We start from the raw sequence: 26,023 nt of genomic DNA, 5'->3' as shown, positions 1-26,023 counted from the left end.
TCTCGTTACTTTTCGCTATCAACCAGGCCGCGTACAAACCAACGCTGCATCAGAAGAACCACCGTCAGCGGTGGAATTAAAGTCAGAATCATCGCCGCCATCACCTGATTCCACTGAGTCGGCGCGCCGGAGGTGGAGATCATGCTCTTGATACCCGCCACTGCGGTGCCCATCGAGGCATCGCTGGTGATCAGAATCGGCCACAGGTACTGGTTCCAGCCGTAGATAAAGGTGATGACAAACAGCGCCGCCAGATTGGTCTTCGACAGCGGCAACACGATATCCCAGAAAAAACGCATCGGGCCGGCGCCGTCAATCCGCGCCGCTTCCAGCAGTTCGTCCGGTAACGTCATAAAGAACTGGCGCAGCAGGAAGGTGGCGGTCGCCGACGCCATCAGCGGCAACGTCAGGCCGGTGTAGCTGTCCAGCAGGTTGAGGTTGGAGATAACCTCCACCGTCGGGAAAATACGCACCTCAACCGGCAACATCAGGGTGAGGAATATCAGCCAGAAGAACAGGCTGCGCAGCGGGAAACGGAAATAAACGATGGCATAGGCGGACAACACCGACACCACAATCTTGCCGAAGGTGATGGCCAGCGCCATCACCACGCTGTTCAGCAGCAGCAGCGAAAACGGCACCTTAAGGTTGCCCACGCCACCCTGCCAAATATTGCTGATGTTTTCCCACAGATGACCGCCGGGGATCAGGGTCATCGGCACCTGAAACACCTGTTTGTCGTCCAGCGTAGCCGCCACAAAGGCCACGTACAGCGGGAACAGCACCACCAGCACGCCGATAATCAGCATTACGTGGCTGAAAATGTCCAGCCCGCGTCGGTTCTCAATCATTGGTAACGCACCTTACGTTCGACAAAACGGAACTGGATCACCGTCAGGCCAATCACCAGCAACATCAGGATCACCGACTGTGCCGCGGAGCTGGACAGATCCAGACCGGCAAAGCCTTCACGGTAAATCTTGTAGATCAGCGTGGTGGTGGACTGTACCGGTCCGCCGCCGGTCGCAGCATCGATCACCGGGAAGGTATCGAAGAAGGCGTACACCAGATTCACCACCAGCAGGAAGAAGCTCACCGGCGTGATTAACGGCAGCACCAGATTGAAGAAACGCCGCACCGGGCCGGCACCGTCAATGGCCGCCGCCTCAACCAGAGAGCGGGGAATTGACTGCAACGCGGCCAAGAAAAACAGGAAGTTATAGCTGATTTGCTGCCATACCGAGGCCAACACCACCAGGAACATCGCCTGCCCGCTGTTTTGCGCGTGGTTCCAGCTGTAGCCCAGTCCATTGAGGAAATGGGTAATCAACCCCAGGCCGGGGTTGAACAGGAAAATCCACAGCACCGCCGCCACCGCGGGCGCCACGGCGTAAGGCAGGATCATCAGCGTCTGGTAGATCCGGCTGCCGCGCAGCACGTAATCCACTAACGCGGCGAAGAACAGCGACACGACCAGCCCGATACCCGCCACCAGGAAACTGAAAATCAGCGTGGTGTAAAACGAGTCCAGGTAGTAAGGGTCGTGGAACAGTTGGGTAAAGTTGTCCAACCCGACAAACTGGCTGGACAGGCCAAACGGGTCGAGGCTTTGCACCGAATACCACAGCGCCTCGCCGGCGGGCCACAGAAAGAATATTGCGGTGATCAGCAACTGCGGCAGCACCAAAACATAGGGCAGCCAACTGCAGCCGAAACCGGGACGATGTGAACTCATCATTAGGGACTCATGAAGACAAAAAACGGGTGACTCGAGCAGGGCGTCGCGAGCAAAGCCAGTCTGGGTGCGGACAGCGCACAGCTCCCGGAGTGGACATAAAGTCCATGAGGAGAGCGAGCACTGCCCAATCCCAGAATGGCAAAGCGCAGTAGCCGCTATTACTTAGTCTGAGACTCGAAGCGACGCAGCAACACATCACCGCGCTGTACGGCGGCATCCAATGCCTGCTGTGGCGTTTTCTTACCGGTCCACACGCCCTCCAGCTCTTCATCCACGACGGTGCGAATCTGCGGCATATTGCCCAAACGCAGCCCCTTGGTGAACGGCAATGGCGGCTTGTTCAGCATTTGACGCGTCGCCACGTCCGCCCCTGGGTTCTTGTCATAGAACCCCTGTTGTTTGGTCAGGTCGTACGCTGCGGTGGTGATCGGCAGATAACCGGTCTTCTGGTGCCACTCGGCGGCGATTTCCGGCTGTGCCAGATACTGCAGGAACTCGGCTACGCCTTTATAGGTGGCGGCATCTTTACCGTTCATCACCCACAGGCTGGCGCCCCCGATAATGGCGTTCTGCGGTGCATTTTTGGCATCGGCGTCATACGGCATCATGCCCACGCCATAGTTGAATTTGGCGTAATGCTTGATGTCCGCCAGCGAGCCGGATGAAGCGGTGGTAATCGCACAGTCACCGCTGTAGAACTTCTCGGTGGATTCGTCTTTACGGCCGAAATAGGTGAAGTCACCTTTTTTGTTCATCTCTTCCAGCAGTTGGATATGCTTGACCTGCAACGGCTTGTTGAACTCCAGCTTGGCGCTCGCGCCCCCAAAACCATTGTTCTCCGTGGCGAATGGCACGCCGTGCCAGGCACTGAAGTTCTCCAGTTGGATCCAACCCTGCCAACCGCTGGCATAGCCGCATTTCATGCCGGCTTCACGCAGTTTGGCGGTGTCCGCCGCCAGCTCCTGCCAGGTTTTTGGCGGCTGGTCTGGGTTCAAACCGGCTTTCTTGAAGGCATCTTTGTTGTAATACAGCACCGGGGTGGAGCTGTTGAACGGCTGCGACAGCAGGTGTCCGCTTTTGTTGTCGGTGTAGTAACCGGACACCGTAGGCACGAATACCGATTCGTCAAAGCTGATGCCCGCGTCTTTAAACACTTCGTACACCGGCTTGATCGCCTTGCTGGCCATCATGGTGGCCGTACCCACTTCATACACCTGCAGGATCGCCGGCGCTTTACCGGAGCGGTAGGCCGCGATGCCCGCTGCCAGGCTCTGTTCGTAGTTGCCTTTGTAAACCGGAACAATTTTGACGTCGGTGTGCGACTGGTTAAAGCGGTCCGCCAGGGAATCCACTTCTTTACCCAGTTCGCCCTCCATCGAGTGCCAGAACGGGATCTCGGTCGCCGCCAGTGCCTGAGTGCTGACCGCCAGGGTCAACGCGACGCACAGCGTGGTTTTGCGAATAGCGTAGGTGAGCATGCCTAACTCCTGAAAAAGCTGGTGTATCCCCTGCATCTTTCACGCCGCAGCCGTGTTGGTTTCCCGCCATCACCTCAGTCATTTACCTATATGTAAACTCCTGAGGATTCTGGCGGTCACCGCCTTGCTGCTACGTGAAATCTTTTGGGGCAATAAGCGCGTGAGCGAAAAGAATCAGTTTTTTGTTCGGAAGCTAACATGCCATGCTCGGATGACAGAAAAATAACCGTTAGATGACAGCCATATGACGGAAGAGTGAAGTGCAGATTGCGGTTTGATGTCGGCGACGGGGAAAGATCCCCGCCGCCGTGAGGATCACAGTGAACGGCGCAGGCGGGCAACCGCTTCCTGCATTTGCTGTTCAGTGGCGGTGGCGAACGACAGGCGGAAGGTAGAACGGTCCGGATTGTCTGAGAAGAAGTATTCTCCCGGCACAAACACCACGCCCTGCTGCAGGGTGGTTTTCAGCCATTCGGTGGCGTTGAACGGCTGACGGAAACGCGCCCACAGGAACATGCCGCCTTTCGGCATATCGAAGTTGATATGGTCACCCAGCTCTTTTTCCACCAGCCCGGCCAGGATCTCACCCTTTTGTTTGTAAGCCGCGCGGATCTTTTCGATCTGCGCCGGCAGGCGATCCAGCCCCAGGTAACACTCTACGATGCTCTGCGACAATGCGCTGGCATGCAGATCCGCCGCCTGCTTGATGATTGCCACTTTATGCAGCAAAAACGGCGGCAGTATAGCCCAGCCCAAACGCAACCCCGGAGCCAGGATCTTGGAGAAGGTCGAGGTATAGATAATGTTATCGGTATGGCCCAGCACCTGCTGCGAAACCTGGTGCAGCGTCGCGTTACGCTCTTCGGTAAAACGCAGTTCGCCGTACGGATCATCCTCGATGATCAGGAAATTGTGCTCGGCCGCCAGCTTGACCAACAGTTCGCGACGCGGGGCGCTCAGGGTAATGCCGCTTGGGTTGCCGAAGTTCGGCACCACATACACGCCCTTGATGCGCTGCGTTTTCAACAGCTCGGCCAGTTCTTCGACCACCATGCCATCGCTGTCGGACGATACCGACATGATGTTGGCTTCCGCCAGTTCCAGCGTCTGCAACGCCGCCAGGTAGGTCGGACGTTCCACCACGAACACGTCGCCCGGGTTCACAATGGCGCGCATCACCAGATCCAGCGCCTGCTGGGAGCCGGCCGTGACCATCACTTCATCGGCGGTGGCGGTGACGCCGCGTTCGGCACACAGCTCGCAGATGCGTTCACGCAGCACCGGGCTGCCTTCGGTCAGACCGTACTGAAAAGCGCTTTTCGGCTGTTCGGTGATCGCCTGATGAGTGGCGATGCTCAGCCCTTCGAAATCAAACAGGGCATCAGAGGGGATGCCGCCCGCCAGCGAAATGACGTTTTCCATCTTACTGTGCTTGAGCAATTCACGGATTGCCGAGCTTTTTACTTTTACGATGCGCTGCGCGAGTAACCCTTCTGTGTTCATTTCTTATTCTTCTCGTAATCGTTAAAAATGTTGTAGGGGTCCGATACGCTGCGCCCGAGTCGCTCGGGGCGAAGATATTCGCCCCCTACCGCTTCGACGGGTATTTCAACCGCCCAGATACGCCGACCTAACTGCTTCGTTTGCTAACAATTCGGCCCCCGTATCTTCCAACACCACGCGCCCGTTTTCCAGTACATAACCGCGATCTGCCAATTTCAGCGCCTGATTGGCGTTTTGTTCGACCAGGAAGATGGTCATGCCCTCTTCACGCAGCTGCTGAATGATGTCAAAAATCTGCTGAATGATGATCGGCGCCAGCCCCAGAGAGGGCTCGTCGAGCAACAGCAGCTTCGGCTGGCTCATCAGTGCACGGCCTATCGCCAACATCTGTTGCTCACCGCCGGACATGGTGCCCGAGCGTTGTGTACGGCGTTCCAGCAGGCGCGGAAACAGGCCAAACACCCTTTCGATGCGCTGTTGATATTGGTGACGGTCGGCAAAGAAACCGCCCATCGCCAGGTTCTCTTCCACCGTCATGCGCGAGAATACCCGCCGGCCTTCCGGCACGATCGCCACCGCTTCGCGCATGATGCGCGACGTCTGCCACTGGGTAATGTCCTGATCGAGAAAGGTGATGCTGCCTTCGCTGGCGCGGGGTTCACCGCACAGCGTGCCGAGCAGCGTGGTTTTACCGGCGCCGTTAGCGCCGATCAGAGTGACAATCTCGCCCTGCTTTATGTTCAGGCTAACCTGATGCAGCGCCTGAATTTTGCCGTAATGGGCGGATACCTGATTAAATGACAACATAAATTATTCGCCCAGATAGGCCCGGATCACGTCCGGGTTGTTACGGATTTCTGCCGGGGTGCCCTGCGCCAACGGCGTGCCCTGGTTCACCACGTAGATACGATCGGAGATGCCCATCACCAGTTTCATGTCGTGCTCGATCAGCAGCACCGACACCTTATGCTGATTGCGCAATTCGACGATCAGGTGATCCAGCTCGTCGGTTTCCTTTGGGTTCAGGCCCGCCGCCGGCTCGTCCAGCATCAGTAATTCCGGCCGGGTGACCATGCAGCGCGCAATCTCCAGCCGCCGTTGCTGGCCGTAAGCCAGATTACCCGCCGAACGGTTCGCCATCTCCAACAGGCCCACCCGTTGCAGCCAAACCGAGGCACGCTCCAGCGCATCGGCTTCGGCACGGCGGAAGGCCGGCGTTTTCAGCAGCCCGGCGAACACGCCGCTTTTCAGATGCTGATGCTGTGCGACCAACAGGTTTTCGATCACCGTCATCTCGCGAAACAGCCGTACGTGCTGGAAAGTCCGCACCACGCCCATCCGGGCGATGGCCTGGCCGGGCAACCCTTCCAGATGGCGCTCACGCAGTTTGATGGTGCCGCTGGTCGGACGGTAAAAGCCGGTCAGGCAGTTAAACACCGTGGTTTTTCCGGCACCGTTCGGGCCGATCAGCGAGACAATCTCGCCCTCGTTGAGCGTCAGCGCCACGTTATTGACCGCCAGCAGGCCGCCGAAACGCATCGACAGCCCTTCGACCTTCAGCAAAGGTTGCATGCTCATACTTGCTCCCCCTTGCCTGCTTGCATATCCGCCGCCTTCAGTTTTAGCTGTGGCCGCTTCATCGGCAGCAGCCCCTGCGGCCGCCAAATCATCATCAATACCATTAAGGCACCCAGCAACAGCATGCTGTATTCGTTCAGGTCACGCATCAGTTCGCGCGACACCACCAGCAGGATCGCCGCCAGGATCACCGCGAACTGCGATCCCATGCCGCCCAAGACCACGATCGCCAACACGAAGGCCGACTCGACAAAGGTGAAGGATTCCGGGCTGACGAAGCCCTGGCGCGCAGCGAACAGCGTGCCGGCAAAACCGGCGAAGGCGGCGCTGATGGTAAAAGCGGTCAGTTTGATTCTGGTCGGATTAAGCCCCAGCGAACGGCAAGCGATTTCATCTTCGCGCAAGGCTTCCCAGGCACGGCCCAGCGGCATGCGCAGCAGGCGGTTGATCACAAACAGCGTCAGCACCACCAGCAACAACGCCACCAGGTACAAAAAGACAATGCGATCGCTCGGATCATATTTCAGGCCAAAGAAGTTATGGAAGGTATCCCAGCCGCCGTCACGCGCGCTGCGGTTGAACTCCAGGCCGAAAAAGGTCGGTTTCGGGATCTGGCTGATGCCGTTCGGCCCGCCGGTGATCTCGGTATTGTTCAACAACAGGATGCGCACGATCTCACCGAACCCCAGCGTGACAATCGCCAGATAATCGCCGCGCAGGCGCAGCACCGGGAACCCGAGCAGAAAACCAAAGAGGGCGGTGACCATACCCGCCAGCGGCAGGCTCTCCCAGAAACCCAGGCCGTAATAATGGTTCAGCAGTGCGTAAGTGTAAGCGCCAATCGCATAGAAACCGCCGTAGCCCAATACCAGCAAACCGGACAGCCCCACCACCACGTTCAGGCCGAGGCCCAACATCACATAGATCAACGTCAGCGTGGCGATATCCACCGAGCCGCGTGAGACCAGAAATGGCCAGGCAACCGCGGCGATAATGATCGCTGCGGCCAACAGCTTCTGCCGGGCAGTCGTGCCATCGAAGCTCGGTAATACCCAGGCCGGGCCGGAGATTTTTTTCAGCCCGTGCTGCATCAGCGGGCGCAGCAGTTGGAAGAAAAACACGATGACGCAGCCGATGCCGATCCACATCCAGCGCACTTCCGCTGCGCCGTGCACCACCAGTTTGGTACCGTCCAGGCTCAGCTGCATGCCCATCAGGAATGAAGCCATCACAAACAGCACCAGGGTGGCGATCAGCGCGTTGAGCAAATTGAGTTTCATACCTTCTCAACCTCCGGACGCCCAAGGATGCCGGTAGGCATGATCAGCAGCACCACAATCAGCAGCGCGAACGACACCACGTCTTTATATTCGGTACTCAGGTAAGCCGAAGTCAACGCCTCTGCCACCCCCAATACCAGGCCGCCAATCATCGCGCCGGGGATGCTGCCGATGCCGCCCAACACCGCCGCGGTGAAGGCCTTCATGCCGGCCATAAAGCCGATATAGGGGTTAATCACTCCGTAGAATTGCCCGAGCAGTACGCCGGCGACCGCCGCCATCACCGCACCGATCACAAAGGTCAGCGAGATAACCCGGTCGGTATTGATGCCCAGCAGGCTGGCCATCTTCAAATCCTCCGCACAGGCGCGGCAGGCGCGGCCCATACGTGAATAACGAATAAACATCGTCAACGCCAGCATCGCCAGGAAAGTGACTATCCAGATAATCAGCTGCATGGTGCTGATGGTGGCGGCAAAGCCGTTGCTTTCCCCCAGAACCCATTGCCCGGTGACCAGGCTTGGCAACGCCAGGTCGCGCGAGCCCTGGGTCAGACTGACGTAGTTTTGCAGGAATATCGACATCCCTATGGCGGAAATCAGCGCGATCAGGCGTTTGGAGTTGCGTACCGGCTTGTAGGCCACCCGCTCGATGCTCCAGCCGTAAGCGCTGGCGATCACGATCGATACCAGGAAAGCCGCGCCAATCAGCAGCCAACCGACGTCGATGCCGATCATCATCAGGGCGGCGATAACAATAAAGGAGACATAGCTGCCGATCATATACACCTCGCCGTGGGCGAAGTTGATCATGCCGATGATGCCGTAGACCATGGTGTAACCGATGGCGATCAATGCATAGGTGCTGCCCAACGTGACGCCGTTGAACATTTGCTGCAGAAAATAGAGAACCTGCTCAGACATACTCTAACCCTTGGCTGTGCTTTCTATACCCATCACACTTGAAGCTGCATTTGTGTTGGCTGCACTCATTCACCCGAATCGTTCCCTTGCCGCCTTGATGCAACTTCAATTTATTTTGGGTAAAGCAAACCTGAAATGACAATCATTAAAAACGCTTATACCCAATGGATTTCGCGTTGCAGCTAGGCGGCAAGCGGGTAAATCCCCAGGAGCTTAGTAAACTAAGTGACTGGGGTGCACCCGTGAAGCCAACAACGCTGCAACGTGAAAGACGACGGGTATATTATTTAATCGGCGTTGAAGTGCCGTCAGCATGCCATTCGAACACGCCGAACTCGAAGCCTTTAAGATCGCCTTTGTCATCCCAGCTCAACGGCCCCATCACGGTGTCCACCGGCTTGCCGGTTTTCAGGTCCTTGACGATGTCGGCCGGTTCCTGGCTGCCGCTGCGCTCCATCCCGGCAGTCAGAGATTGCAGCGCCGCGTAAGTGGTCCAGACGAACGGCCCGGTTGGATCCAGCTTTTTGGCTTTAAGCGCATCTACAACAGGTTTGTTGGCAGGGACCTGATCGTAACGTTTAGGCAGGGTCACCAGCATGCCTTCAGAGGCGGCACCGGCGATATTGGACAGTGAGGAGTTGCCCACGCCTTCCGGCCCCATAAAGCGGGTGGTCAAACCGGCCTGTTTAGCCTGACGCAGGATCTGGCCCATTTCCGGGTAGTAACCGCCAAAGTAAACGAAATCGACGTTTTCTTTCTTCAGGCGTGCCACCAGGGTGGAGAAATCTTTATCGCCAGCGGTGATACCTTCAAACATCACCACGTCGGTGCCCTGCTTTTTCAGGCTGTCGCGCACCGAGCGCGCCAGGCCTTCGCCATACTGCTGCTTGTCGTGAACCACGGCAATGCGCTTGGGTTTGATCTCGCTGAGGATGTATTTCGCCGCCGTCGGCCCCTGATCGGAATCCAGGCCGGTGGTACGCATGATCATTTTGTAACCACGGGTGGTCAGATCGGCGTTAGTGGCCGCCGGGGTGATCATGATTACGCCTTCATCTTCATAGATGTCGGAAGCCGGCTGCGTCGAGGATGAGCACAGGTGGCCAATCACATAGCGGATACCGTCATTGATTACCTTGTTGGCAACGGCTACCGCCTGTTTTGGATCGCAGGCGTCGTCATATTCCACGCCGACCAGTTTGTCGCCCTTGATACCGCCCTTGGCGTTGATATCGGCAATCGCCTGACGGGCGCCGGTGAATTCCATATCGCCATACTGCGCCACCGGGCCGGACATCGCCCCGACGATCGCCACCTTGATGTCTTTCGCCATTGCCGCATGCCCGATAGCCATCGCGATACAACCCGCCAACAGCGCCTTACCTTTTGTTAATTTCATCCGCAAATCCCCATCTGTCGTTGTGAACGTACCTGTTGTGTTTGCCGACACCCAACCCTTATTTACTGCTTTTATTCATAAGTAATAATGATTTAGGTGTTTCTGTGGCAATATTTTCTAATAAGACTTTATTTTTCATGCCATTAAACAGGAATTTTCTGCTGCAAATCAACTTACACAATCAGAAACAAGCGGTGTAAACAGCATAAAATCCGGATTAAATCTGCGCTGTTTTGCATCAGGCACAGCGCGTTATGCTGGTTCTCGATCGATTAACTACATATTTACTCGGAAAATGCGTCCTGCAAAAAACATTTTGCGCAGTAATCGTACAGAAAAACTTACACAACGCTCTGTGCAAGATCTATTACACTGTCGGCATCGATTAGCCGTTCGGAAATCCTGCATGAAACTGACTATTGAGCGATTAACCACGCTGTCCCAGCAAGACCTTATCGACCTTGGCAAAATTTGGCCGCATCAGCAGCCGGAACAGTGGCAAAGCGGGTTAAACGGCAATAAAGCGCTGTTCGCCGCACGCTTCAATGAGCGGCTGTTGGGGGCGGTGAAACTCGAGCTGGACGGTGAACGTGCCCAACTGCAGGATTTGCTGGTGCGTGAAGTCACGCGCCGTCGCGGCGTCGGGCTGTATCTGGTGCAGGACATGCAGCGTCAATTACCGCAGATAACGCATTGGCAGCTTTCGACCGCCGGTCTGACCCCACGCGAGCGGGGCGAGGTGGATAACTTTATGCGCGCCTGCGGTTTCACTCAGCAAGGCGAACTCTGGCAACGATGAAGCGCAGGTTCCTCGCACTGTTGGTGCTGGTGCTGGCGTTAATCGCCTGGTTCGGCGGCCGCCAGCAGGCGCTGCGGATACAACCTACCTGGGATAATCAGGTCTACGTCTGGCAACGCGTTTGGACGCCGCAGCATGCTGCCGCACTAGGGCAAAGCCGCGATCTGTTCCCTACGCTGCGGGTGCTGGGTTTACAAGTGCACCCGCGTGAGGGCTGGCGGGAAATCACGGTCAATCTCCCCTTACTGAAACAAGATGGCCGCCCGCTGTGGCTGGTGGCCCGTCTGGATGGGCAGTTGACGCAACTGGATGAAGTCGCGATTCGCCAACGTTTGCTAAAACAGGTGCAACGCTGGCAAGCCGCCGGGCTGCAAGTGATCGGCGTTGAAATCGATCATGACGCAGCTACCGCGCGCCTGCCCGCCTATCAGCATTTCCTGCAGCAGTTGCGTCAGCAATTGCCCTCCTCACTGCAACTGGGCATTACCGCATTGCCGGCCTGGGTCGGCTCAGCTGCGCTGCCCGGTGTCTTGCAACAGGCAGACAGCTCCGTGCTGCAGGTGCATGCCGTACTGTCGCCCGAACAAGGCCTGTTTGCTGCCCCGCTGGCACTGCGGTGGGTAAAACAGTACGCACAAATCACGCCAAGACCTTTCCGGGTGGCGCTGCCTGCCTATGGTATGGGTTTGGTGGGGTTCGATACGCAAGGCGCGCAGGTGGAAAGCGAAGCCTCCATACGCGTGGCGGGTACCTCGCGCGAGCTGACGGTCGCGCCGCAGCAGGTGGCCGATTTTCTGCGCCAGTTGAACACACGGACCACACCACACCTGCTGGGCCTGATCTGGTTCCGTTTGCCACTGGAGGACGATCGCCGCGCCTGGTCACTGGCTACGCTGAGGGCGGTAATAGAAAAGCAACCGCTCGACGTCAGCTGGCAGGTAAAATTTAGCCCTCAGGCGCTGCAAAATGGGCTGAATGATCTGATAATTCAAAATAACGGGCCGGTGGATGCACCGCTGCCGCACGAAATCGTCATCACCGCCAGCGAGTGCCTGGCGGCGGACGCGGCAGGCAACTACCGGCTGGAAAGCGAGCCTCAACGACTACGCTTTGTGCTTACCCGCAGTGACCAGCTGCGCGCCGGGCAGTCCCGGCCGTTGGGCTGGATCCGCTGCCAACAACTGACGCCAGGAGGCACCCTTGTCACACCGTAATGCACGCGCTACACGGACTCTGCGCGGCCGAACTCTTCCGCTGGCTGCCCTGATCGGCTCGGCGCTGGCGATGCCACTTAATGGCTACGCCTGCGGGCCGGATTTCCCTAACCGTTTACTGGTCGATCGCAACGGCACGCTGCTGTATATGCCGGAAGGCAACTTTGCCTTTGAAGCCGGGCGTCTGGTCGCAGTGGATAAACAGCTGCCGTTGTGGAAAGCACCGCCACCGGCGATGCCACCGAAACCGATGCCGCTGTCGCCGGAAACTATCATCATCGAGAAAATGCGTGCGGCAAAAACCGTTGAAGAGGCCGATGCGGTCAATAGCCAGGGGCTGTCTGACGCGGCCCGCCTTTACCAACTGGGTGCAGTGGCCTTCGCCGGTAAAGATCCGCGCGCCAGCGAGTACTTCCAGCAGGTTCTGGCGCTACCTGCCGCAGATCAAGGTGACTGGGGGCTAAGGGCGCAGTATTCACTCGGCCGGTTGTTGATGGGCGATCACGGCACGCCGGAAAACGAAGGTGACGGCTCGAGCATCGCAGTCGAACATCCCGCGAAGCCCCAGCTCGAGCAGGCGCTAGCGGCCTTCCAGCAGGTGATTGATAAAGTGAAAGGCGGTACTGCCGATCCAGATCAACTGGCGCTGAGCAGCCTTGGGCAGCAGGCCCGCATTCATTTCTGGCTCGGCAACGTTACCCAGGCAGCGAAGTTATATGCTCAACAGGCGGCACAGGGTGACCAAAATGGGGCACTGTCGCTGCAGTACGTCTCCAGTTACCTGGTCAATCCGGATCACTTCGATGTTCTGAAGCAGACAATCGCCGATCCGCTGATCCAACAACTGGTCACCATTGAGCTGTTTGCCCGCAGCAGTAATCTGCAAATGACCGATACGGACGGCACCGGCACTCGCTCAGCACAAATCATCAGCCAAATCCTGACGCTGCTGGACGCCTCGGTGAAAAGCGGTTTCAGCGGCAGCGACCGGCTGGCGGCGCTGGCCTACCGAGCAGGACAATACCCGATGGCGGCCAGCCTGCTGAAACACGCTGGCGACAGTGGCCTGGCCTGGTGGTTACGCGCCAAAATGGCGCTGCGCGACGGGGATGTTAAAGCCGCTACCGCAGACTACGCCAAAGCGGCGGCCGCATTCCCCTCCAATGAAAGCTGGGGCGAACAGCGTAATGCGGACTTTACGCCAGAAACCATCGTGCCCGAATGCCGGGTGGCTGGGGAGCAGGCTATTCTGGCCCTGGATCGCGGCGACTATCTGCAGGCAATGGACTTCCTCTATCGCGGCAAAGATATTTACTGGGCGGACGTCGCCGACGTGGCCGAACGCGTGCTGACCATCGATGAACTGAAAGGCTTTGTTGATAAGCATGTGCCGGCCCCAGCTACGCCATTGAAACCGGTCAATCCCGACGACTACAACGGCCAGCCGCTTACGCCGGAGGTGCAACTGCGCGAGCTGCTGGCGCGGCGACTGATGCGCGCCGGACGCCCTCAAGAAGCAATGGCCTACTTTGACATCCCGAACTATCGTCAGGTTGCCCAACAGTACGCCGATACGCTGAAAACGGCGCAGGATAAATCCGCAGACAAGCTGGCGCGGGCCAAAGCCTACTATCAGGCTGCAACGCTGCTGCGCAGCCAGGGATTGGTGTTCACGGGTTATGAGATGACACCGGACTATGCAATTTATGACGCCGGTTATTCCTATCTGGGGGATGCCTTTGATACGCGTGAGCTCAAGCATAAGAGCTGGATCAGCAGTGCCGAGGCAGCACGGGCCAAAGCGGCGTTACCGCCGCAGGATAATCGCTTCCTGCACTACCGCTGGCAGGCGGTTGATCTGGCGCAGCAGGCCGCCGACTTACTGCCGCCAAAAAGCCAGGCCTATGCCGCCGTGTTGTGTAATGCCGCCGGTTGGGTGATTAAACGTGACGCGAAAACCGGCCGGGCGCTGTATCAGCGCTATATCAATAACGGGACGCGCTATGCCTGGGCCAACAAGTTTGGTTATGACTGTCCAGCACCCGATTTTGCGGCGATCGCGCCATAACGTCGAATTTCAGGCACAAAAAAGCCCGGCTAGCCGGGCTTTTTAACGCTTATGCGGGATTAGGCTTCGATCGCCATTTTCAGTTTCTTCATGGCGTTCTTTTCTAGCTGGCGCACACGCTCAGCGGAAACACCGTACTGATCGGCCAGCTCTTGCAACGTGGATTTATTGTCGTCATCCAACCAACGGGCGCGAATGATATGCTGGCTACGCTCGTCCAGACCTTCCAGCGCATAGGCCAGTTTGTCTGCGGCGTTGCTTTCCCAGTTATCTTCCTCGATGCCTTCGGCGAAGTCCGAGCTTTTATCCTGCAGGTACAGCACCGGCGCCATAGACTGGCCATCACGGGCTTCGTCGTCTGGCGTAGGATCGAACGTCATGTCCTGCGCCGCCATGCGGGATTCCATCTCGCGGACATCCTTGCTGGTCACACCCAACTCGCGAGCAACCAATTCCACCTCATCCTGATTGAACCAGCCCAGACGCTGCTTGGTTTTACGCAGATTAAAGAACAGCTTGCGCTGTGCTTTGGTGGTAGCCACTTTGACGATACGCCAGTTGCGCAGTACGTACTCGTGAATTTCTGCCTTGATCCAATGCACCGCAAAGGAAACCAGACGCACACCAACCTCTGGGTTGAAGCGGCGAACAGCTTTCATCAGGCCAATATTACCTTCCTGGATCAGGTCTGCCTGAGGCAGGCCGTAACCGGAGTAATTACGGGCAATATGAGCGACAAAGCGCAGGTGAGACAGGATGAGCTGCTTAGCGGCTTCCAGATCGCCCTGATAATGCAGCCGTTCAGCCAGCTCCCGCTCTTCCTCTGCCGTCAGCATCGGATAGGTGTTGGCGGCCCGGATATAGGCTTCCAAACTGCCCTGGGGCACTAAAGCTAAAGTTTGCATTTCTTTGGTCATTCAAACCCTCTCTTGAAAAAACAGGTCATGCAGGTGATTGTCACGGCGGGGAAATGATTGATTCAACGGCAGTTGCTATTGCAAAAGCGGTCCACACGCCGGGCACCATAACATTTTGCTGCAGATTTTGACCGCGTTCCGCCCTATTAGTTCACAGTTTTTCGATCGCATTGTCCATGACAATACGTGACGAATATTCAGGCCGATAGGGAATTTGTGCGCTAAGAAGAGACTGGATGGTGCTTAAGTTAGTGCCGGTAGCTCTTCTCCCGCAACACGCTCGGAGCAGCAGGAGAAGAGTATACCAAAAAATCTTTATTGTGGTGTAAATCGGCGTAAATGTTGCACCGTCGCCAGCCAGGCGGCGATCCAGCCGATCATCGCGGAAACAATCAGCAGCAGTAACGCCTCATCCCAACCCAGGCCGTGCAGGGTAAAGGTGGTGCCGAACACCTTGGCCACGCCGGTGACCACCGACTCCAGCCGCCACACCATCGCCCCGGACAACACCAACGACAGCAATGCGCCAAAGAAGCCCAGCATCGCACCGCCGTTCAGGAACGGCCGCAGGATGAAACCGTCGGTGGCGCCAATCAGCTTCATCACGTTGATAGTATCGCGGCGGCTGAAGATGCTCAGACGTACGCTGTTGCCGATCACCAGGAACACCGCCACCACCATCAGCACGCCGATCATTGCAGCCACTTGCCCCACCAGCCCGGTCAGTGCAGCCAGACGAGCAAACCAGCTGTCGTCCATCCGCACTTCATCCACCCCCTGCACCGCCGCGACGCGATCGCGCAGGGTATTGAGGGTGTCGGAACTTTGGAAGCTCATTTTCGGCGTGATGATAGCGACCGCCGGTAACGGGTTCTCTTCCAGCATATCCAGCGCGCCGCCAAAGCCGGACCAGTTGCGGAATTCGCCCCGGGCCTCTTCACGCGACAGGTAATTCACTTTCTCTACGCCGGCTTCCGCCTTGATGGCGTCGAGCACTTTCACCGCCGCGTCGTCATCCAGGGATTTATCCAGGTACACCGTTAACTGCGGCGTAGGGTACCATTGCGTCGCCGCGGTGCTGACGTTTTTCCAAACGATATAACACACGCTTGGCAGCGTCAGGGAGATGGCGATGACCATCACCGTCAGCAGCGTCGCCAGTGGCTGGCGCAGCATATCCTTGACGGCGTTCATCCAGGCGTAGCGCCATTGTTCCCGCCAGCCGCCACGCAGCGCTTTGCTCTTGGCGGTTTTTGCATTATTCGCCATGATGCGCTCCTCCAGCCATGCGGCCCTGGCTCAGGCGCAGAATGCGGTAATTGCGACGGGCGATCAGCCCGGTGTCGTGGGTGGCCATCAACACGGTGACACCCACGCGGTTAAACTCTTCGAACAGGCGCAGAATGCCTTCCGACAACGCATCGTCCAGGTTACCGGTAGGCTCATCCGCCAGCAGTACCGCCGGCTTGTTCACCACCGCGCGGGCGATACCCACACGCTGCTGCTCACCGCCGGAAAGCTGAATCGGGAAGTTCTTCGCCTTATCCAGCAGCCCGACCTTGTCCAACGCAGCGGAAACGCGGCGACGGATGTCTTCGGTGCTGGCGCCGGCGATAATCAGTGGCATTGCCACGTTGTCATAAACCGTGCGATCCAGCAGCAGATGGTGATCCTGGAAAATCATGCCGATTTGACGACGCAGGAACGGCACCTCGCGGTTTTTCAACCGGCTGATGTCATGGCCGCCAAACCAAATATGGCCGGCGCTTGGCCGTTCGATACCACAAATCAGTTTCAGCAGGGTACTCTTCCCCGCGCCGGAATGGCCGGTCAGAAACGCCATCTCTGCCGGGCGCAGATGGAAATCGACCCCCTGCAGGGCCTGCCGTCCGCCCAGATAAGCTTTACTGACCTGTTCAAAGCGAATCATCCGTATTAATCCTCTCGGGCAAAAAGTGCCTCAATAAAATCGTCAGCCTTAAATGGCCGCAAATCTTCGATGCCTTCCCCAACGCCGATATAGCGAATCGGGATACCGAACTGATCGGCAATGGCGAAGATCACCCCGCCCTTGGCGGTACCGTCCAGTTTAGTCAGTGTGATACCGGTTAAGCCCACGGCTTCATTAAATAATTTCGCCTGGCTGACAGCATTCTGTCCGGTGCTGGCATCGAGAGTCAGCATAACCTCATGGGGGGCCTGGTCGTCCAGTTTTTTCATGACGCGGACAATCTTCTTCAGCTCTTCCATCAGGTGTGCTTTGTTCTGCAAACGCCCTGCAGTATCAGCCAACAGCACGTCGATGCCACGGGCCTTGGCGGCCTGGACCGCATCGTAAATCACCGAGGCGGAATCCGCGCCGGTATGCTGCGCCACCACTGGAATACGGTTGCGCTCGCCCCACACCTGCAGTTGCTCTACCGCCGCGGCACGGAAGGTGTCCCCCGCCGCCAGCATCACCGATTTGCCTTCCGCCTGGAATTGGCGAGCCAGCTTACCGATGGTGGTGGTTTTACCCACACCGTTCACCCCAACCATCAGAATGACATACGGGTTTTTACCGCCAACATCCAGCGGCTGATCAACTTTAGCCAGAATTTCGGACATTTCCTCCTTCAGCTTGCCGTATAACGCATCGGCGTCTTTCAACTGCTTGCGGCTGGCATGCTGAGTCAGAGAGGTAATGATTTTACGCGTGGTTTCCACGCCGACGTCGGCAATCAGCAACTGTTCTTCCAGCTCTTCAAACAGTTCGTCGTCAATTTTCTTGCCGCGGAACAAGCCGACAAAACCGGATCCCAAATTTTGCTTGGTTTTCACTAGACTACGTTTCAGCCGGGCAAAGAAGCCTTCTTTGGTCGGACGTTCCTGCTCCTGAGTGACCGCAGGGGCCAGCAGCTCGGGTTCTTTTTCTTCTTCTTCGATAATGGCCGGCGCGACAATAATCGGTTCCAGCGCCACGCTGGCCGACAATGGCTCTGGCTCTGGCTCTGGCTCTGGCTCTGGCTCTGGCTCTGGCTCTGGCTCTGGCTCTGGCTCTGGCACGATAGTAGGTTCAGGCTCAATTACTTCCAGTTCGGGCACCATCACCGGTTCCGGTTCTGGCGCAATAATCGGCTCTGCCGTAACCACTTCGGGTTCTGATACCGCGGTCGTTTCTGGCTTAGGCTCGATGACAAGTTCGGGTTCAGGCTGAACCACGGCCACAGGCACGGCAATCTCTTCCGCTGCCGGCTGTTGCTGTTCTGCCGCCACCTGTTCAGTAAGGGTGACAATCTCTTCCGCCAGCTTTTCTGCCGCGGCAGTGTGTTCGACGATCGCCGGCACGCTTTCTGCAATATGCTCGCCGGTCAGACTGCCGTCCCACTCCCCAGGCGTCTCTACGGAAGCGGCAGGTTCAGATTCCTGCGCGGGGAGCTGGTCATCCAGCTTGGGAGCGACCGGTTCAGCCGGGGTCTCCACGGCCTGATTTTCCGCCGCTTCTACCGGCGTCTCAGGTTGCTGTTGCTCTTCTTCCTTCTGGCCGAAGCCCAGCCAGGAGAAAAACCCGCGTTTCTTATCTTTTGCCATGTTATGACTCTACTCCGTACCGAAGGCTTGCTTATGCTGACAATAATTCGCCGAGTCTATCACTTTCCCTCGTTCAGCAACACGCATCCGGCATGCTTTCCACTGTGAAATCAGGCAACAAAGTTTTACCGTTTCCCCCAGCGCCTCTCACCGGTAGAATAGAGGCAACTTATCGCCAACTCATTCGGCCTCACCGCCAGAAAACAATCAAAGCAAACCTATGACAAGACTATCGCCACGGGCATCGGCAAAAAAACCGCCTCAGGCTGCGGCCGGGCAGATCCGCATTATCGGTGGCCAATGGCGCGGGCGAAAACTGCCGGTACCCAACAGCCCCGGGCTGCGTCCGACCACCGATCGCGTTCGGGAAACCCTGTTCAACTGGCTGGCGCCGGTGATCCAGGGGGCACGCTGCCTGGACTGTTTCGCCGGTAGCGGCGCACTCGGCCTGGAAGCGCTGTCGCGCTATGCCGGCAGCGTCACGCTGTTGGAGTTTGAACGCCCAGTGGCGCAGCAACTGGAAAAAAATCTGGCCCTGCTGCAGGGCAATGGCAAGGTGGTCAATACCAACGCGCTGAGCTGGCTGGCGACCCCCGCTCAGCCGTTTGACGTGGTGTTTCTCGATCCGCCTTTTCGCAAAGGCTTGCTGGCTGAAACCGTCACGCTGCTGGAGCAGCAGGGCTGGCTGGCCGATGAGGCCTGGATCTATGTAGAGGCCGAAGCCGAAAGCGCCGCCGCTGATGTCCCGGCCAACTGGCAATTACACCGTGAAAAAGTCGCCGGTCAGGTGGCTTATCGTCTTTATATCCGTTCGCAAGAGAAAACCGAAAATGCTGATTAATCTGGGTCGCCTGCTGATGCTGTGCGTGTGGGGCTTTCTGCTCTCCAACCTGTTTCACCCCTTTCCCAAGCCGCTGAAATATTTCATCGACGTGGCGCTGTTCTTTATGGTGGTGATGCACGGACTGCAGTTGGTTCTGTTGAAGTCCACACAACCGAAAGATCAGCCGATAAGCTACTGGCAAGAAGCCAAGATCTTCATCTTTGGCGTATTCGAACTGCTGGCCTGGCAGAAAAAACAGCCGCCAATCAAAAGAAAATAACCCCACATGGGCACCGGGTCCGGTGCCCTACGGCTGGGCAGTAAAGGAGACAAACCGCGTGCCCTGCATGCTCAACGTGCCCTGTGCGCCTTTTTCAATCGGATTATACTGCCACGGCTTCAACCGCAAGCGGATCTCCTCGCCACCGCGCTGCGGGCTAAACACCACCTCATAATGCATCGGCTCATTGACCAGCGGCTCACGCTGCGGTGCCCGGGTCTTGGCGACCGGAAACTCACGTTTATCACTCACCGTGACCTGCAAACTGCGTACCGGCGCACGGTCGTTATCCGCTTCAATACGGCGCTGATTGAAATAGCGGTGCGTCGCCAATACGGCGATCAACGCGATCACAGCGATAAAAAACAGCGGTGGCTTACTCATCTTACTTCCCATCTCCACGCGGTAAAATCAGCGTAAACATAGCACAAGCCCTAAACTGACACCGCTGTTGCCTGGGACAACCCCATGCATAACATTGATTAGCGGCTTATTACGAACGGCTCTTCAGCATGATGGGTTATGCTGAGTAACTCCCCAAGGGAGTATGAGGAATGTTGATGCCTGCATAGCGCAGGATATCCAACAGGCGATTTTCCCCCTGGTGATGGAATAGCCGCCGATCGCTACTGGCACCCAGCTTGCGCAAGGCATGGGCCTTATGTGAACTGATGGTTTTTTCACTTCGCCCCAACCGCCGTGCCAGTTGCTTTTGCGGCTCACCATGCGCCAACGCGCTGATAACCAAAAGCTCTTTTTGCGTCAGATGACAACAGACGCGCATCTGGGTCCGACGGTGTTCAGCCAAAAAATGATGATGTCCCAGCCGATGACGCAACACCAACAGTGAGTTCAACTCGGTCGGACGCAGCGTTTTTTGCAGACAAACCGGCAGTATCATTTTGGAAGATAAACCCGACAAGAAAGGACTATAACCGTCGCTCCACATCAGCCAGGTCACATTAGCGTGTTTCTTCCAGAATCTCCCACGGAAAACAAAGAAGTCATCCAGGCTTTCATCGTGTCCGTGGGTATCTGACAACAACAGGTCGAGCGGTTGTTTGTGCAACAGGCCGCGCAATTCCGACAGCCGGTCAGTCACCCCACAAACCTCATACTGGGCGGGGAGTGACGCAAGCACCGCCAGGACTCCGTGCCGAAACCAGGGATTCGGCTCCATAACCATCACTTTTAGAGGTGTCATTGTTTCTCCTTAAACCTGGGGCCGTGACGACCACCGTACGATATTCCACTTCAGCCACCCCGCCCTGTGGCAAAAACAGCTGATCCAACAGTTGCCTACCGGCCAGCCGGTGCAACATGTCACAGAAACGATTAAGTTCGCAGCGTTGGACGCGGGTCAATGGAGGACTGACATCGGTTTCAGGGCCTATTCCCCATTGAGCGAAGCGATCGCTCAGAACATGGAAATAACGCCCGGCATGATTCGCAGGCGAAGCGTCGAGTATTTTGGCGTCATGACGGCATTGTGCCAGCCGCTGAGGCAATGCGTTCTTCCCACTGCGACCAATAAAGGACGTCGGCAAGCCATTCAACAGCGTGCCAGCCTCAGCTTGAGGGAAAAACAGCACGCCCCACAACAAAGTCACCGCCACCCTAACCGTGAGCGTAATGACCTGAGGGCATAAGCACTTGTCGGTAAATTGTTTTAAGAGCCGGCTTGACCAAGCGCGGCCAACCATTAAATACCGGCGAATTTCAGTGCGCACCAAATTACCCCCCACCCAAAGATGCCGCATACCAGCAACATCGCCAACCAGGTGTAGCGGCGGATGTGTTTATCTCTGGCTGAGGGCAACATCAGGCAACCTCCTTGTTGGGCATAAGCGAGAACCATACAGCAACGCATGGAGTTCTTGATCGCGATGCACACCCAGTTTGCGCATCGCGCTGCGCTTATGGGCGCTCAGGGTCTTCGTCGTGAATCCGCCCGTCGGCGTAGTGAGATGTTCCAGTGCACCACAGACAAAATGACTGAGGACCTGTAACTCCGGCCAACTGAGAGCAATCTCCGACGGCGTCCGACACAGCAGGCCCTTGGCCATAAAAGCCGGATGCCCCAACGCCTGACGTTTCAGCAACAAATCGTGCAACTGATGCGGCTGCAGATCGTGCGGTAGGCACAATGGCCCTTCGCTCGGCCTCAACGGGCTCAGAGTGGTTAGCAACGGTGTTAACGGTTCGCTGTACAACAGCCAGGTAGTATTGAGGTCGAAACGCAGATAGTGGGAATAAAACAGGAAAAAATCGCGCAGTTTGTCGCGATGTCCGCAGAGCCCAGTGATAATGATATCCGCTCCGTCTTGCGATAACGTCTGTCGCAGAGTCAATAGATCGTCGACCACAATTAACGATGCGATCGCCTGACGGGTAAGTGCTAACACTTTCAGGGTGCCTTCTCGCACCAGCCCCGGCGCCATCATCACGACCACGCGCAAACGCGATGGAAAAGAGGTAGCTGACATAAGGGAGTCACTCTGCTGTAGATTCAGAACTGCTGCTGATCGGCCTGATAACGTTGACGCACCAGCAAATGAGTGGCTGGATGAGCACAGTGGTGATAGCGTAGCCGGGCATAGTGACGTTCGTTTTCAGCCAGCAAGGGCGTCTCACTGAGGCTACGCCACAATTCGGCGGTCTTGTGCAACGCATACAGCCAATCTTCTACACCGTAAGCCATCCCGCTGAGTTGCATGATGCGCCGTTCCAGGCTGGCGGCTTTGCCAGCAACGGCACGGGCGGCCTTGCGGGTGAGTATCGTGGGTGCTGCCATCGCGGTTAATTCATGCTGCATGGTGGTTTTTACTCCTCCTGTCAGATCAGCTGCCGCCATTTATTCGCAAAGAAAATAGATGCGTAAAAAAAATGGAAATAGGCTATTTTCTCTCCAGTAAGATCCTCATACGGCATCGGGTCGGAGAGGCTATATGGAGCCAAAATAATGAAAACTCGAAAACACCTCACTCTCGGTGAAATAAATGACATCCTGCTTGCCACGCACATTGGAAAACATCCGGAGCGTGACCGTTGTTTAATACAGATGTGTTTTATCCACGGGCTGCGCGCCAGCGAAGCCTGTCAGTTAAAAATATCTGATATCGATCTGCGCGATAACGTGATTTATATCCGCCGCCTGAAGAACGGTTTTTCGACCGTGCATCCCTTAGCGCAAGATGAGCTGCCGCACTTGTTGTGCTGGCTCAATTTGCGCGACAAGTGGCGCGATGCTGACAGCGAGTGGTTATTCCTGTCGCAAAAAGGCGGCCAACTGACGCGCAAACACGTGCATTACTTGATTAAACGCTACGGCGAGGCCGCCAATATTACGGTGGCATCGCACCCACATATGCTGCGACATGCCTGTGGCTATGCGCTGGCGGATTCGGGCGTCGACACGCGTTTGATTCAGGATTATCTGGGTCACCGGAATATTCGACATACGGTGATATATACCGCCAGCAATCCCAATCGCTTTATTGGATTATGGCAAAAAAAGTGAGGTGGAAAATAGGTCATTTTGGACCAAAGTGTTACATATCTTAGTTTTGTACGATTTCAAGTCAATAAGAATACCCCCCGCTTTTACGCAACAATTTTATTTCCTTCAATATCAACAACCCACTAAACAAAATAAAAAAGGCTCACCGAAGCGAACCTTTGTTAAATAAATTAACGCAATTAAACAGCGAAGCAACGTCATTTTATTTTCAGATACATACACTGACAAATCCGTCAGCGCCCCACTAAAAATAAAACATTAGCCCACTGGAACGCCTAAAAACAGATTAATTATCTGAATGTCACATTTTGGTCCAAAATGTCGCATTTTAAGCTCAAAAAAACAACGCATCACACTGAAATAAAAGGAGAAAATAAAAAATAACTTTAATTATTATACCAAATGGAAATTCTGCATCTTTGCACCGGTCCCCTTTAAAACAGCAAAGGTGGAAATACTGGTGGAAACATGCACGTGAAGAAAATACGCAATAGTGACGACAGATTCACTCTTGTTTTTTTTCAAGACACCCGACACGGGTTTCAGCATTAATCGGAAGCACCGGGCGCAAGACAATTTATCCATGGCAAAGCCACCCCAACAACGATTCATTGTACAAGGAGACAGGGGGTTTTATGAAGCTTCAGCATGACGAGAATATCACCCTGCCGGAAACGGTAGCGCACCTGGCCGAACAGCCGTTATGTCGCATTGTGGCCACCTGGGGGTTGCTGCAAAACCACTATCTGAATCGTCAGCGCATCATGCAGGCCTTTAACGTACCGCGCCGTAAAGCGGGTTACATTCTGCGCTATATCGTTCACAGCCCTTGCATCACCTGCGACCAACACGTTTATACCCATCCGCGATCGCACCGCCAGGAACTGCGGGTCTGGATCCGCACGGTAAGCCAACCTCTGCCATTACGAACAAAGAGCACCAGGGTTCGCAATGTAGACAGGCAAAGCGTCTGGGCACAACTGCTTCAACGGCCGTGGAGCGAACTGCATCTGTGATAACCGGCCCTTTTCGCTCCCCTAATTAGAGAGGTTGCCTATAGACAACTTTTTCCCATCGGGGCCAAGCCGTGATGACATGAACAGCGTTGCGTCTAACCGGCCCCGACTTTTTCAAACCAAGGGGAATGACCCTGCCTTGACCAAAAGAACCTTGTATCACCTGGAGCGGCTTGCCTGGAACCTGATGCTTACCCTCAGTGCACTACTCTGGTGTCTTTTTGCGCTGCTGCTCTACTGGTTTTTTTAACCCCGGCGCAATTTTTTCATTTGATTGCAGGAGAGATGATATGCGTTTGACCGTTAACGATCGCACCGGCTATTTCCCCGCTCCCAAAGAGCTGGACCTGCTTCGTAATATTGCCACGGCGGACAGTCTGCCCAGCATTGTTCTCAAACTGCACCCCGCCGCCGAAAGCGCCGTGCGGCTAGAGCCCCTGCCCCATACCGGCGGTGTCAAATGGCTACCGCTGCTGTGGCAACTGGTTGTGCTGAAGTCTTGCCGGCATGACCTGAAACTGAATTTGCAAGCACCGTTTTCCACCCCCGCCTGGCACCGTCTGTTAGGCGTGCTGAACATCTCTCCCGATCTGTCCACCAAACAACCACAGAGCCTGCCACTTTTGACGCTAACAGAGAGTCGGGTGTTGCTGACATTGCTGGGCGGCATGCATCCCTGGCAGCTGGCCGCCCGCATGAACCGAGATATTCGCACCATTTCCAGCCATAAAAAACGGGCCATGGACAAAGCCGGTTTGCAACACAACGGCGAACTCTATGCGCTGGGGGCGCTGCTTTACGGCCCACAGCATGCGACCGCGCAGATTGCCTTGCCGGCAGCGGAACAGCAGGTGTTGACCGCCCTACTGCGCAACGGCAGCGTCACGGCAACCGCACAGTTGCTGGGGAAAAGTGTCAAAACGGTGAGCGGCCAAAAACACAATCTTATGCGGCGACTTAATGTGCCTCATGAGGTGGCACTGTTTGCCGCCGCCGAACACTACAATACAGAGCCAGAAAAAAACCAACCCAAGTCATGCTGAATAAGTATTAAATATTCAGCCAATGACCTAACAGGAATAAACCGTCGCTTAATTATCACACTGTGGCCATTTCGCGCGAATTAAGCCCTGACCGAAAGTTAAAATTCAATTCTTTTGAATCGTTGGGCATTGCTGGCGGTATAGAGTACCGTATGCTGAATATTCCGATGGCCGAGATAGTCTTGTATCAGTCGAGTGTCCATACCTTTATTTGCCAGGCTATAACCGCAGGCGTGACGCAACATGTGGGGATGGGCAGGTAATTCGAGACATGCCGCTTTGCCGTAATCGCGGATCAGTCGGTAGATTTGCTGGCGCGATAGGCGGCCACCCTTGCGCGACAAAAACAACCAGGGCTGGCCGGCATGCGGGCTGTATTTACGGTCATCCAGCCAGCGTTTAAGCATCAGGGTCTCATCCGGTTGTAATGGGTGCTGAACCGACAGACCATTCTTCAGTCGCGAAATAAAAACCCGCCGCTCGGCGAGCTCTATATTGTCCAGCGTCATACGGCTTAACTCGCTGGCCCGCAAACCGTGAACAAAGCACATGGTGATCATACAGCTGTCCCGTACCGAGTTTAGTCCTCCCTTTATATTTTTTATCATTTTTTTATTTCTGATTCATTCAGATATTTTCTTATTTCCAATTGCATAACTCCCCAGAAACATCATGTATCAAGCAGGACCGATGGCGGGTTTAAAAAACAGCCAAAAATGCAAATACAGTTACCCAACTGTGCTAAATAATAATGAGACTCTAAGATTAATCCTTAGCTATTATTGTCACGCGCAGCATTAATTACTAATTAATTAGCATTCGCATCGAGCAGTTATGGCTCTCAGAAAATGATCCGCAACGGTAGAGCAGCCAT

26 protein-coding genes and 1 pseudogene are annotated in these 26,023 nt (G+C 55.9%); 8 read left to right on the top strand and 19 right to left on the bottom strand.

Going from position 1 to position 26,023, the window contains the following annotated elements; genetic code table 11:
- Window positions 1-5: 5 nt before the first annotated feature.
- The 9 genes from ugpE to AC1RKC_RS13350 all read right to left on the bottom strand — a co-directional run bounded on the left by ugpE (window position 6) and on the right by AC1RKC_RS13350 (window position 9,899).
- Window positions 6-851: a sn-glycerol-3-phosphate ABC transporter permease UgpE gene (ugpE, locus tag AC1RKC_RS13390; protein WP_020824827.1), complete on the bottom strand. Its 846-nt coding sequence runs from the start codon at window positions 849-851 to the stop codon at window positions 6-8.
- Complete coding sequence (gene ugpA / locus AC1RKC_RS13385; RefSeq protein ID WP_041415156.1) at window positions 848-1,735, bottom strand: sn-glycerol-3-phosphate ABC transporter permease UgpA; 888 nt, start codon at window positions 1,733-1,735, stop codon at window positions 848-850. Before ugpA ends, ugpE begins: the two co-directional genes overlap by 4 nt.
- A gap of 161 nt (window positions 1,736-1,896) precedes the next feature.
- Window positions 1,897-3,216, bottom strand: a complete 1,320-nt coding sequence (gene ugpB / locus AC1RKC_RS13380; RefSeq protein WP_020824825.1) for a sn-glycerol-3-phosphate ABC transporter substrate-binding protein UgpB — start codon at window positions 3,214-3,216, stop codon at window positions 1,897-1,899.
- A 315-nt stretch (window positions 3,217-3,531) separates the two neighbouring features.
- Window positions 3,532-4,719 (bottom strand): aminotransferase-like domain-containing protein, encoded by a 1,188-nt coding sequence (locus AC1RKC_RS13375; protein ID WP_174573618.1) that lies wholly within the window; start codon window positions 4,717-4,719, stop codon window positions 3,532-3,534.
- Window positions 4,720-4,824: 105 nt separating this feature from the next.
- Window positions 4,825-5,526, bottom strand: coding sequence for a high-affinity branched-chain amino acid ABC transporter ATP-binding protein LivF (gene livF, locus AC1RKC_RS13370; protein WP_020824823.1), 702 nt, complete (start codon window positions 5,524-5,526; stop codon window positions 4,825-4,827).
- Between the two features lie 3 nt (window positions 5,527-5,529).
- Window positions 5,530-6,297 carry a high-affinity branched-chain amino acid ABC transporter ATP-binding protein LivG gene (gene livG, locus AC1RKC_RS13365; RefSeq protein WP_020824822.1) on the bottom strand — a complete coding sequence of 256 codons (768 nt, stop codon included), beginning with the start codon at window positions 6,295-6,297 and terminating at the stop codon, window positions 5,530-5,532.
- Window positions 6,294-7,577, bottom strand: a complete 1,284-nt coding sequence (locus tag AC1RKC_RS13360) for a high-affinity branched-chain amino acid ABC transporter permease LivM (protein WP_020824821.1) — start codon at window positions 7,575-7,577, stop codon at window positions 6,294-6,296. Before AC1RKC_RS13360 ends, livG begins: the two co-directional genes overlap by 4 nt.
- Window positions 7,574-8,500, bottom strand: coding sequence for a high-affinity branched-chain amino acid ABC transporter permease LivH (gene livH, locus AC1RKC_RS13355; protein ID WP_115057973.1), 927 nt, complete (start codon window positions 8,498-8,500; stop codon window positions 7,574-7,576). The genes AC1RKC_RS13360 and livH overlap by 4 nt, the downstream gene beginning before the upstream one ends.
- A gap of 283 nt (window positions 8,501-8,783) precedes the next feature.
- Window positions 8,784-9,899: a branched-chain amino acid ABC transporter substrate-binding protein gene (locus AC1RKC_RS13350; RefSeq protein WP_046374714.1), complete on the bottom strand. Its 1,116-nt coding sequence runs from the start codon at window positions 9,897-9,899 to the stop codon at window positions 8,784-8,786.
- 406 nt (window positions 9,900-10,305) lie between these two features.
- Between AC1RKC_RS13350 and panM the strand changes: the two genes are divergently transcribed.
- From panM to AC1RKC_RS13335, 3 genes are all read left to right on the top strand, one after another.
- Window positions 10,306-10,698: an aspartate 1-decarboxylase autocleavage activator PanM gene (gene panM / locus AC1RKC_RS13345; protein ID WP_046374715.1), complete on the top strand. Its 393-nt coding sequence runs from the start codon at window positions 10,306-10,308 to the stop codon at window positions 10,696-10,698.
- On the top strand, window positions 10,695-11,912 hold the full coding sequence (locus AC1RKC_RS13340) for a DUF3142 domain-containing protein (protein ID WP_493092558.1): 1,218 nt from the start codon (window positions 10,695-10,697) through the stop codon (window positions 11,910-11,912). The genes panM and AC1RKC_RS13340 overlap by 4 nt, the downstream gene beginning before the upstream one ends.
- 70 nt (window positions 11,913-11,982) lie before the next feature.
- Complete coding sequence (locus AC1RKC_RS13335) at window positions 11,983-13,980, top strand: hypothetical protein (RefSeq protein ID WP_242501611.1); 1,998 nt, start codon at window positions 11,983-11,985, stop codon at window positions 13,978-13,980.
- Between the two features lie 59 nt (window positions 13,981-14,039).
- Here the strand turns inward: AC1RKC_RS13335 and rpoH are convergent, their stop codons facing one another.
- The 4 genes from rpoH to ftsY form a co-directional block, all read right to left on the bottom strand.
- Window positions 14,040-14,897, bottom strand: coding sequence for an RNA polymerase sigma factor RpoH (rpoH, locus tag AC1RKC_RS13330; RefSeq protein ID WP_020824815.1), 858 nt, complete (start codon window positions 14,895-14,897; stop codon window positions 14,040-14,042).
- 315 nt (window positions 14,898-15,212) lie between these two features.
- Complete coding sequence (gene ftsX / locus AC1RKC_RS13325; RefSeq protein ID WP_020824814.1) at window positions 15,213-16,166, bottom strand: permease-like cell division protein FtsX; 954 nt, start codon at window positions 16,164-16,166, stop codon at window positions 15,213-15,215.
- Window positions 16,156-16,827 (bottom strand): cell division ATP-binding protein FtsE, encoded by a 672-nt coding sequence (gene ftsE, locus AC1RKC_RS13320; RefSeq protein ID WP_020824813.1) that lies wholly within the window; start codon window positions 16,825-16,827, stop codon window positions 16,156-16,158. Before ftsE ends, ftsX begins: the two co-directional genes overlap by 11 nt.
- 5 nt (window positions 16,828-16,832) lie before the next feature.
- On the bottom strand, window positions 16,833-18,467 hold the full coding sequence (gene ftsY, locus AC1RKC_RS13315) for a signal recognition particle-docking protein FtsY (RefSeq protein WP_493092559.1): 1,635 nt from the start codon (window positions 18,465-18,467) through the stop codon (window positions 16,833-16,835).
- Between the two features lie 220 nt (window positions 18,468-18,687).
- Between ftsY and rsmD the strand changes: the two genes are divergently transcribed.
- Window positions 18,688-19,308 (top strand): 16S rRNA (guanine(966)-N(2))-methyltransferase, encoded by a 621-nt coding sequence (gene rsmD / locus AC1RKC_RS13310; RefSeq protein WP_046374719.1) that lies wholly within the window; start codon window positions 18,688-18,690, stop codon window positions 19,306-19,308.
- Window positions 19,298-19,570 (top strand): DUF1145 family protein, encoded by a 273-nt coding sequence (locus AC1RKC_RS13305; RefSeq protein ID WP_006317223.1) that lies wholly within the window; start codon window positions 19,298-19,300, stop codon window positions 19,568-19,570. Before rsmD ends, AC1RKC_RS13305 begins: the two co-directional genes overlap by 11 nt.
- Window positions 19,571-19,597: 27 nt before the next feature.
- Here the strand turns inward: AC1RKC_RS13305 and AC1RKC_RS13300 are convergent, their stop codons facing one another.
- The 5 genes from AC1RKC_RS13300 to AC1RKC_RS13280 all read right to left on the bottom strand — a co-directional run bounded on the left by AC1RKC_RS13300 (window position 19,598) and on the right by AC1RKC_RS13280 (window position 22,385).
- Window positions 19,598-19,954 (bottom strand): DUF2500 domain-containing protein, encoded by a 357-nt coding sequence (locus AC1RKC_RS13300; protein ID WP_020824810.1) that lies wholly within the window; start codon window positions 19,952-19,954, stop codon window positions 19,598-19,600.
- Window positions 19,955-20,090: 136 nt separating this feature from the next.
- Window positions 20,091-20,711, bottom strand: coding sequence for a helix-turn-helix transcriptional regulator (locus tag AC1RKC_RS13295; RefSeq protein ID WP_165366452.1), 621 nt, complete (start codon window positions 20,709-20,711; stop codon window positions 20,091-20,093).
- Entirely contained in the window at window positions 20,683-21,300 is a 618-nt protein-coding gene (locus AC1RKC_RS13290) for a hypothetical protein (RefSeq protein WP_153263162.1), read from the bottom strand. The genes AC1RKC_RS13295 and AC1RKC_RS13290 overlap by 29 nt, the downstream gene beginning before the upstream one ends.
- A gap of 69 nt (window positions 21,301-21,369) precedes the next feature.
- Window positions 21,370-22,056: a hypothetical protein gene (locus AC1RKC_RS13285; protein ID WP_493092560.1), complete on the bottom strand. Its 687-nt coding sequence runs from the start codon at window positions 22,054-22,056 to the stop codon at window positions 21,370-21,372.
- 23 nt (window positions 22,057-22,079) lie between these two features.
- Window positions 22,080-22,385 (bottom strand): hypothetical protein, encoded by a 306-nt coding sequence (locus AC1RKC_RS13280; RefSeq protein WP_493092561.1) that lies wholly within the window; start codon window positions 22,383-22,385, stop codon window positions 22,080-22,082.
- 147 nt (window positions 22,386-22,532) lie between these two features.
- Here AC1RKC_RS13280 and AC1RKC_RS13275 point away from each other — a divergent pair, with 147 nt between their 5' ends.
- The 3 genes from AC1RKC_RS13275 (at window position 22,533) to AC1RKC_RS13265 (ending at window position 25,149) form a co-directional block, all read left to right on the top strand.
- Entirely contained in the window at window positions 22,533-23,090 is a 558-nt protein-coding gene (locus AC1RKC_RS13275; RefSeq protein ID WP_048762248.1) for a tyrosine-type DNA invertase, read from the top strand.
- A gap of 635 nt (window positions 23,091-23,725) precedes the next feature.
- Entirely contained in the window at window positions 23,726-24,106 is a 381-nt protein-coding gene (locus AC1RKC_RS13270) for a CaiF/GrlA family transcriptional regulator (RefSeq protein WP_020824804.1), read from the top strand.
- 290 nt (window positions 24,107-24,396) lie between these two features.
- Window positions 24,397-25,149 (top strand): helix-turn-helix transcriptional regulator, encoded by a 753-nt coding sequence (locus tag AC1RKC_RS13265; protein WP_493092562.1) that lies wholly within the window; start codon window positions 24,397-24,399, stop codon window positions 25,147-25,149.
- Between the two features lie 98 nt (window positions 25,150-25,247).
- Here the strand turns inward: AC1RKC_RS13265 and AC1RKC_RS13260 are convergent.
- Window positions 25,248-25,798, bottom strand: a pseudogene (locus AC1RKC_RS13260) (tyrosine-type DNA invertase).
- Window positions 25,799-26,023 lie beyond the last annotated feature (225 nt).

The sequence above is a fragment of the Serratia sp. GW822-FHT06E05 genome, assembly GCF_058799445.1.
The sequence above is the reverse complement of the archived record's forward strand: the minus strand, read 5'-3'. Positions and strand labels throughout refer to the sequence as shown.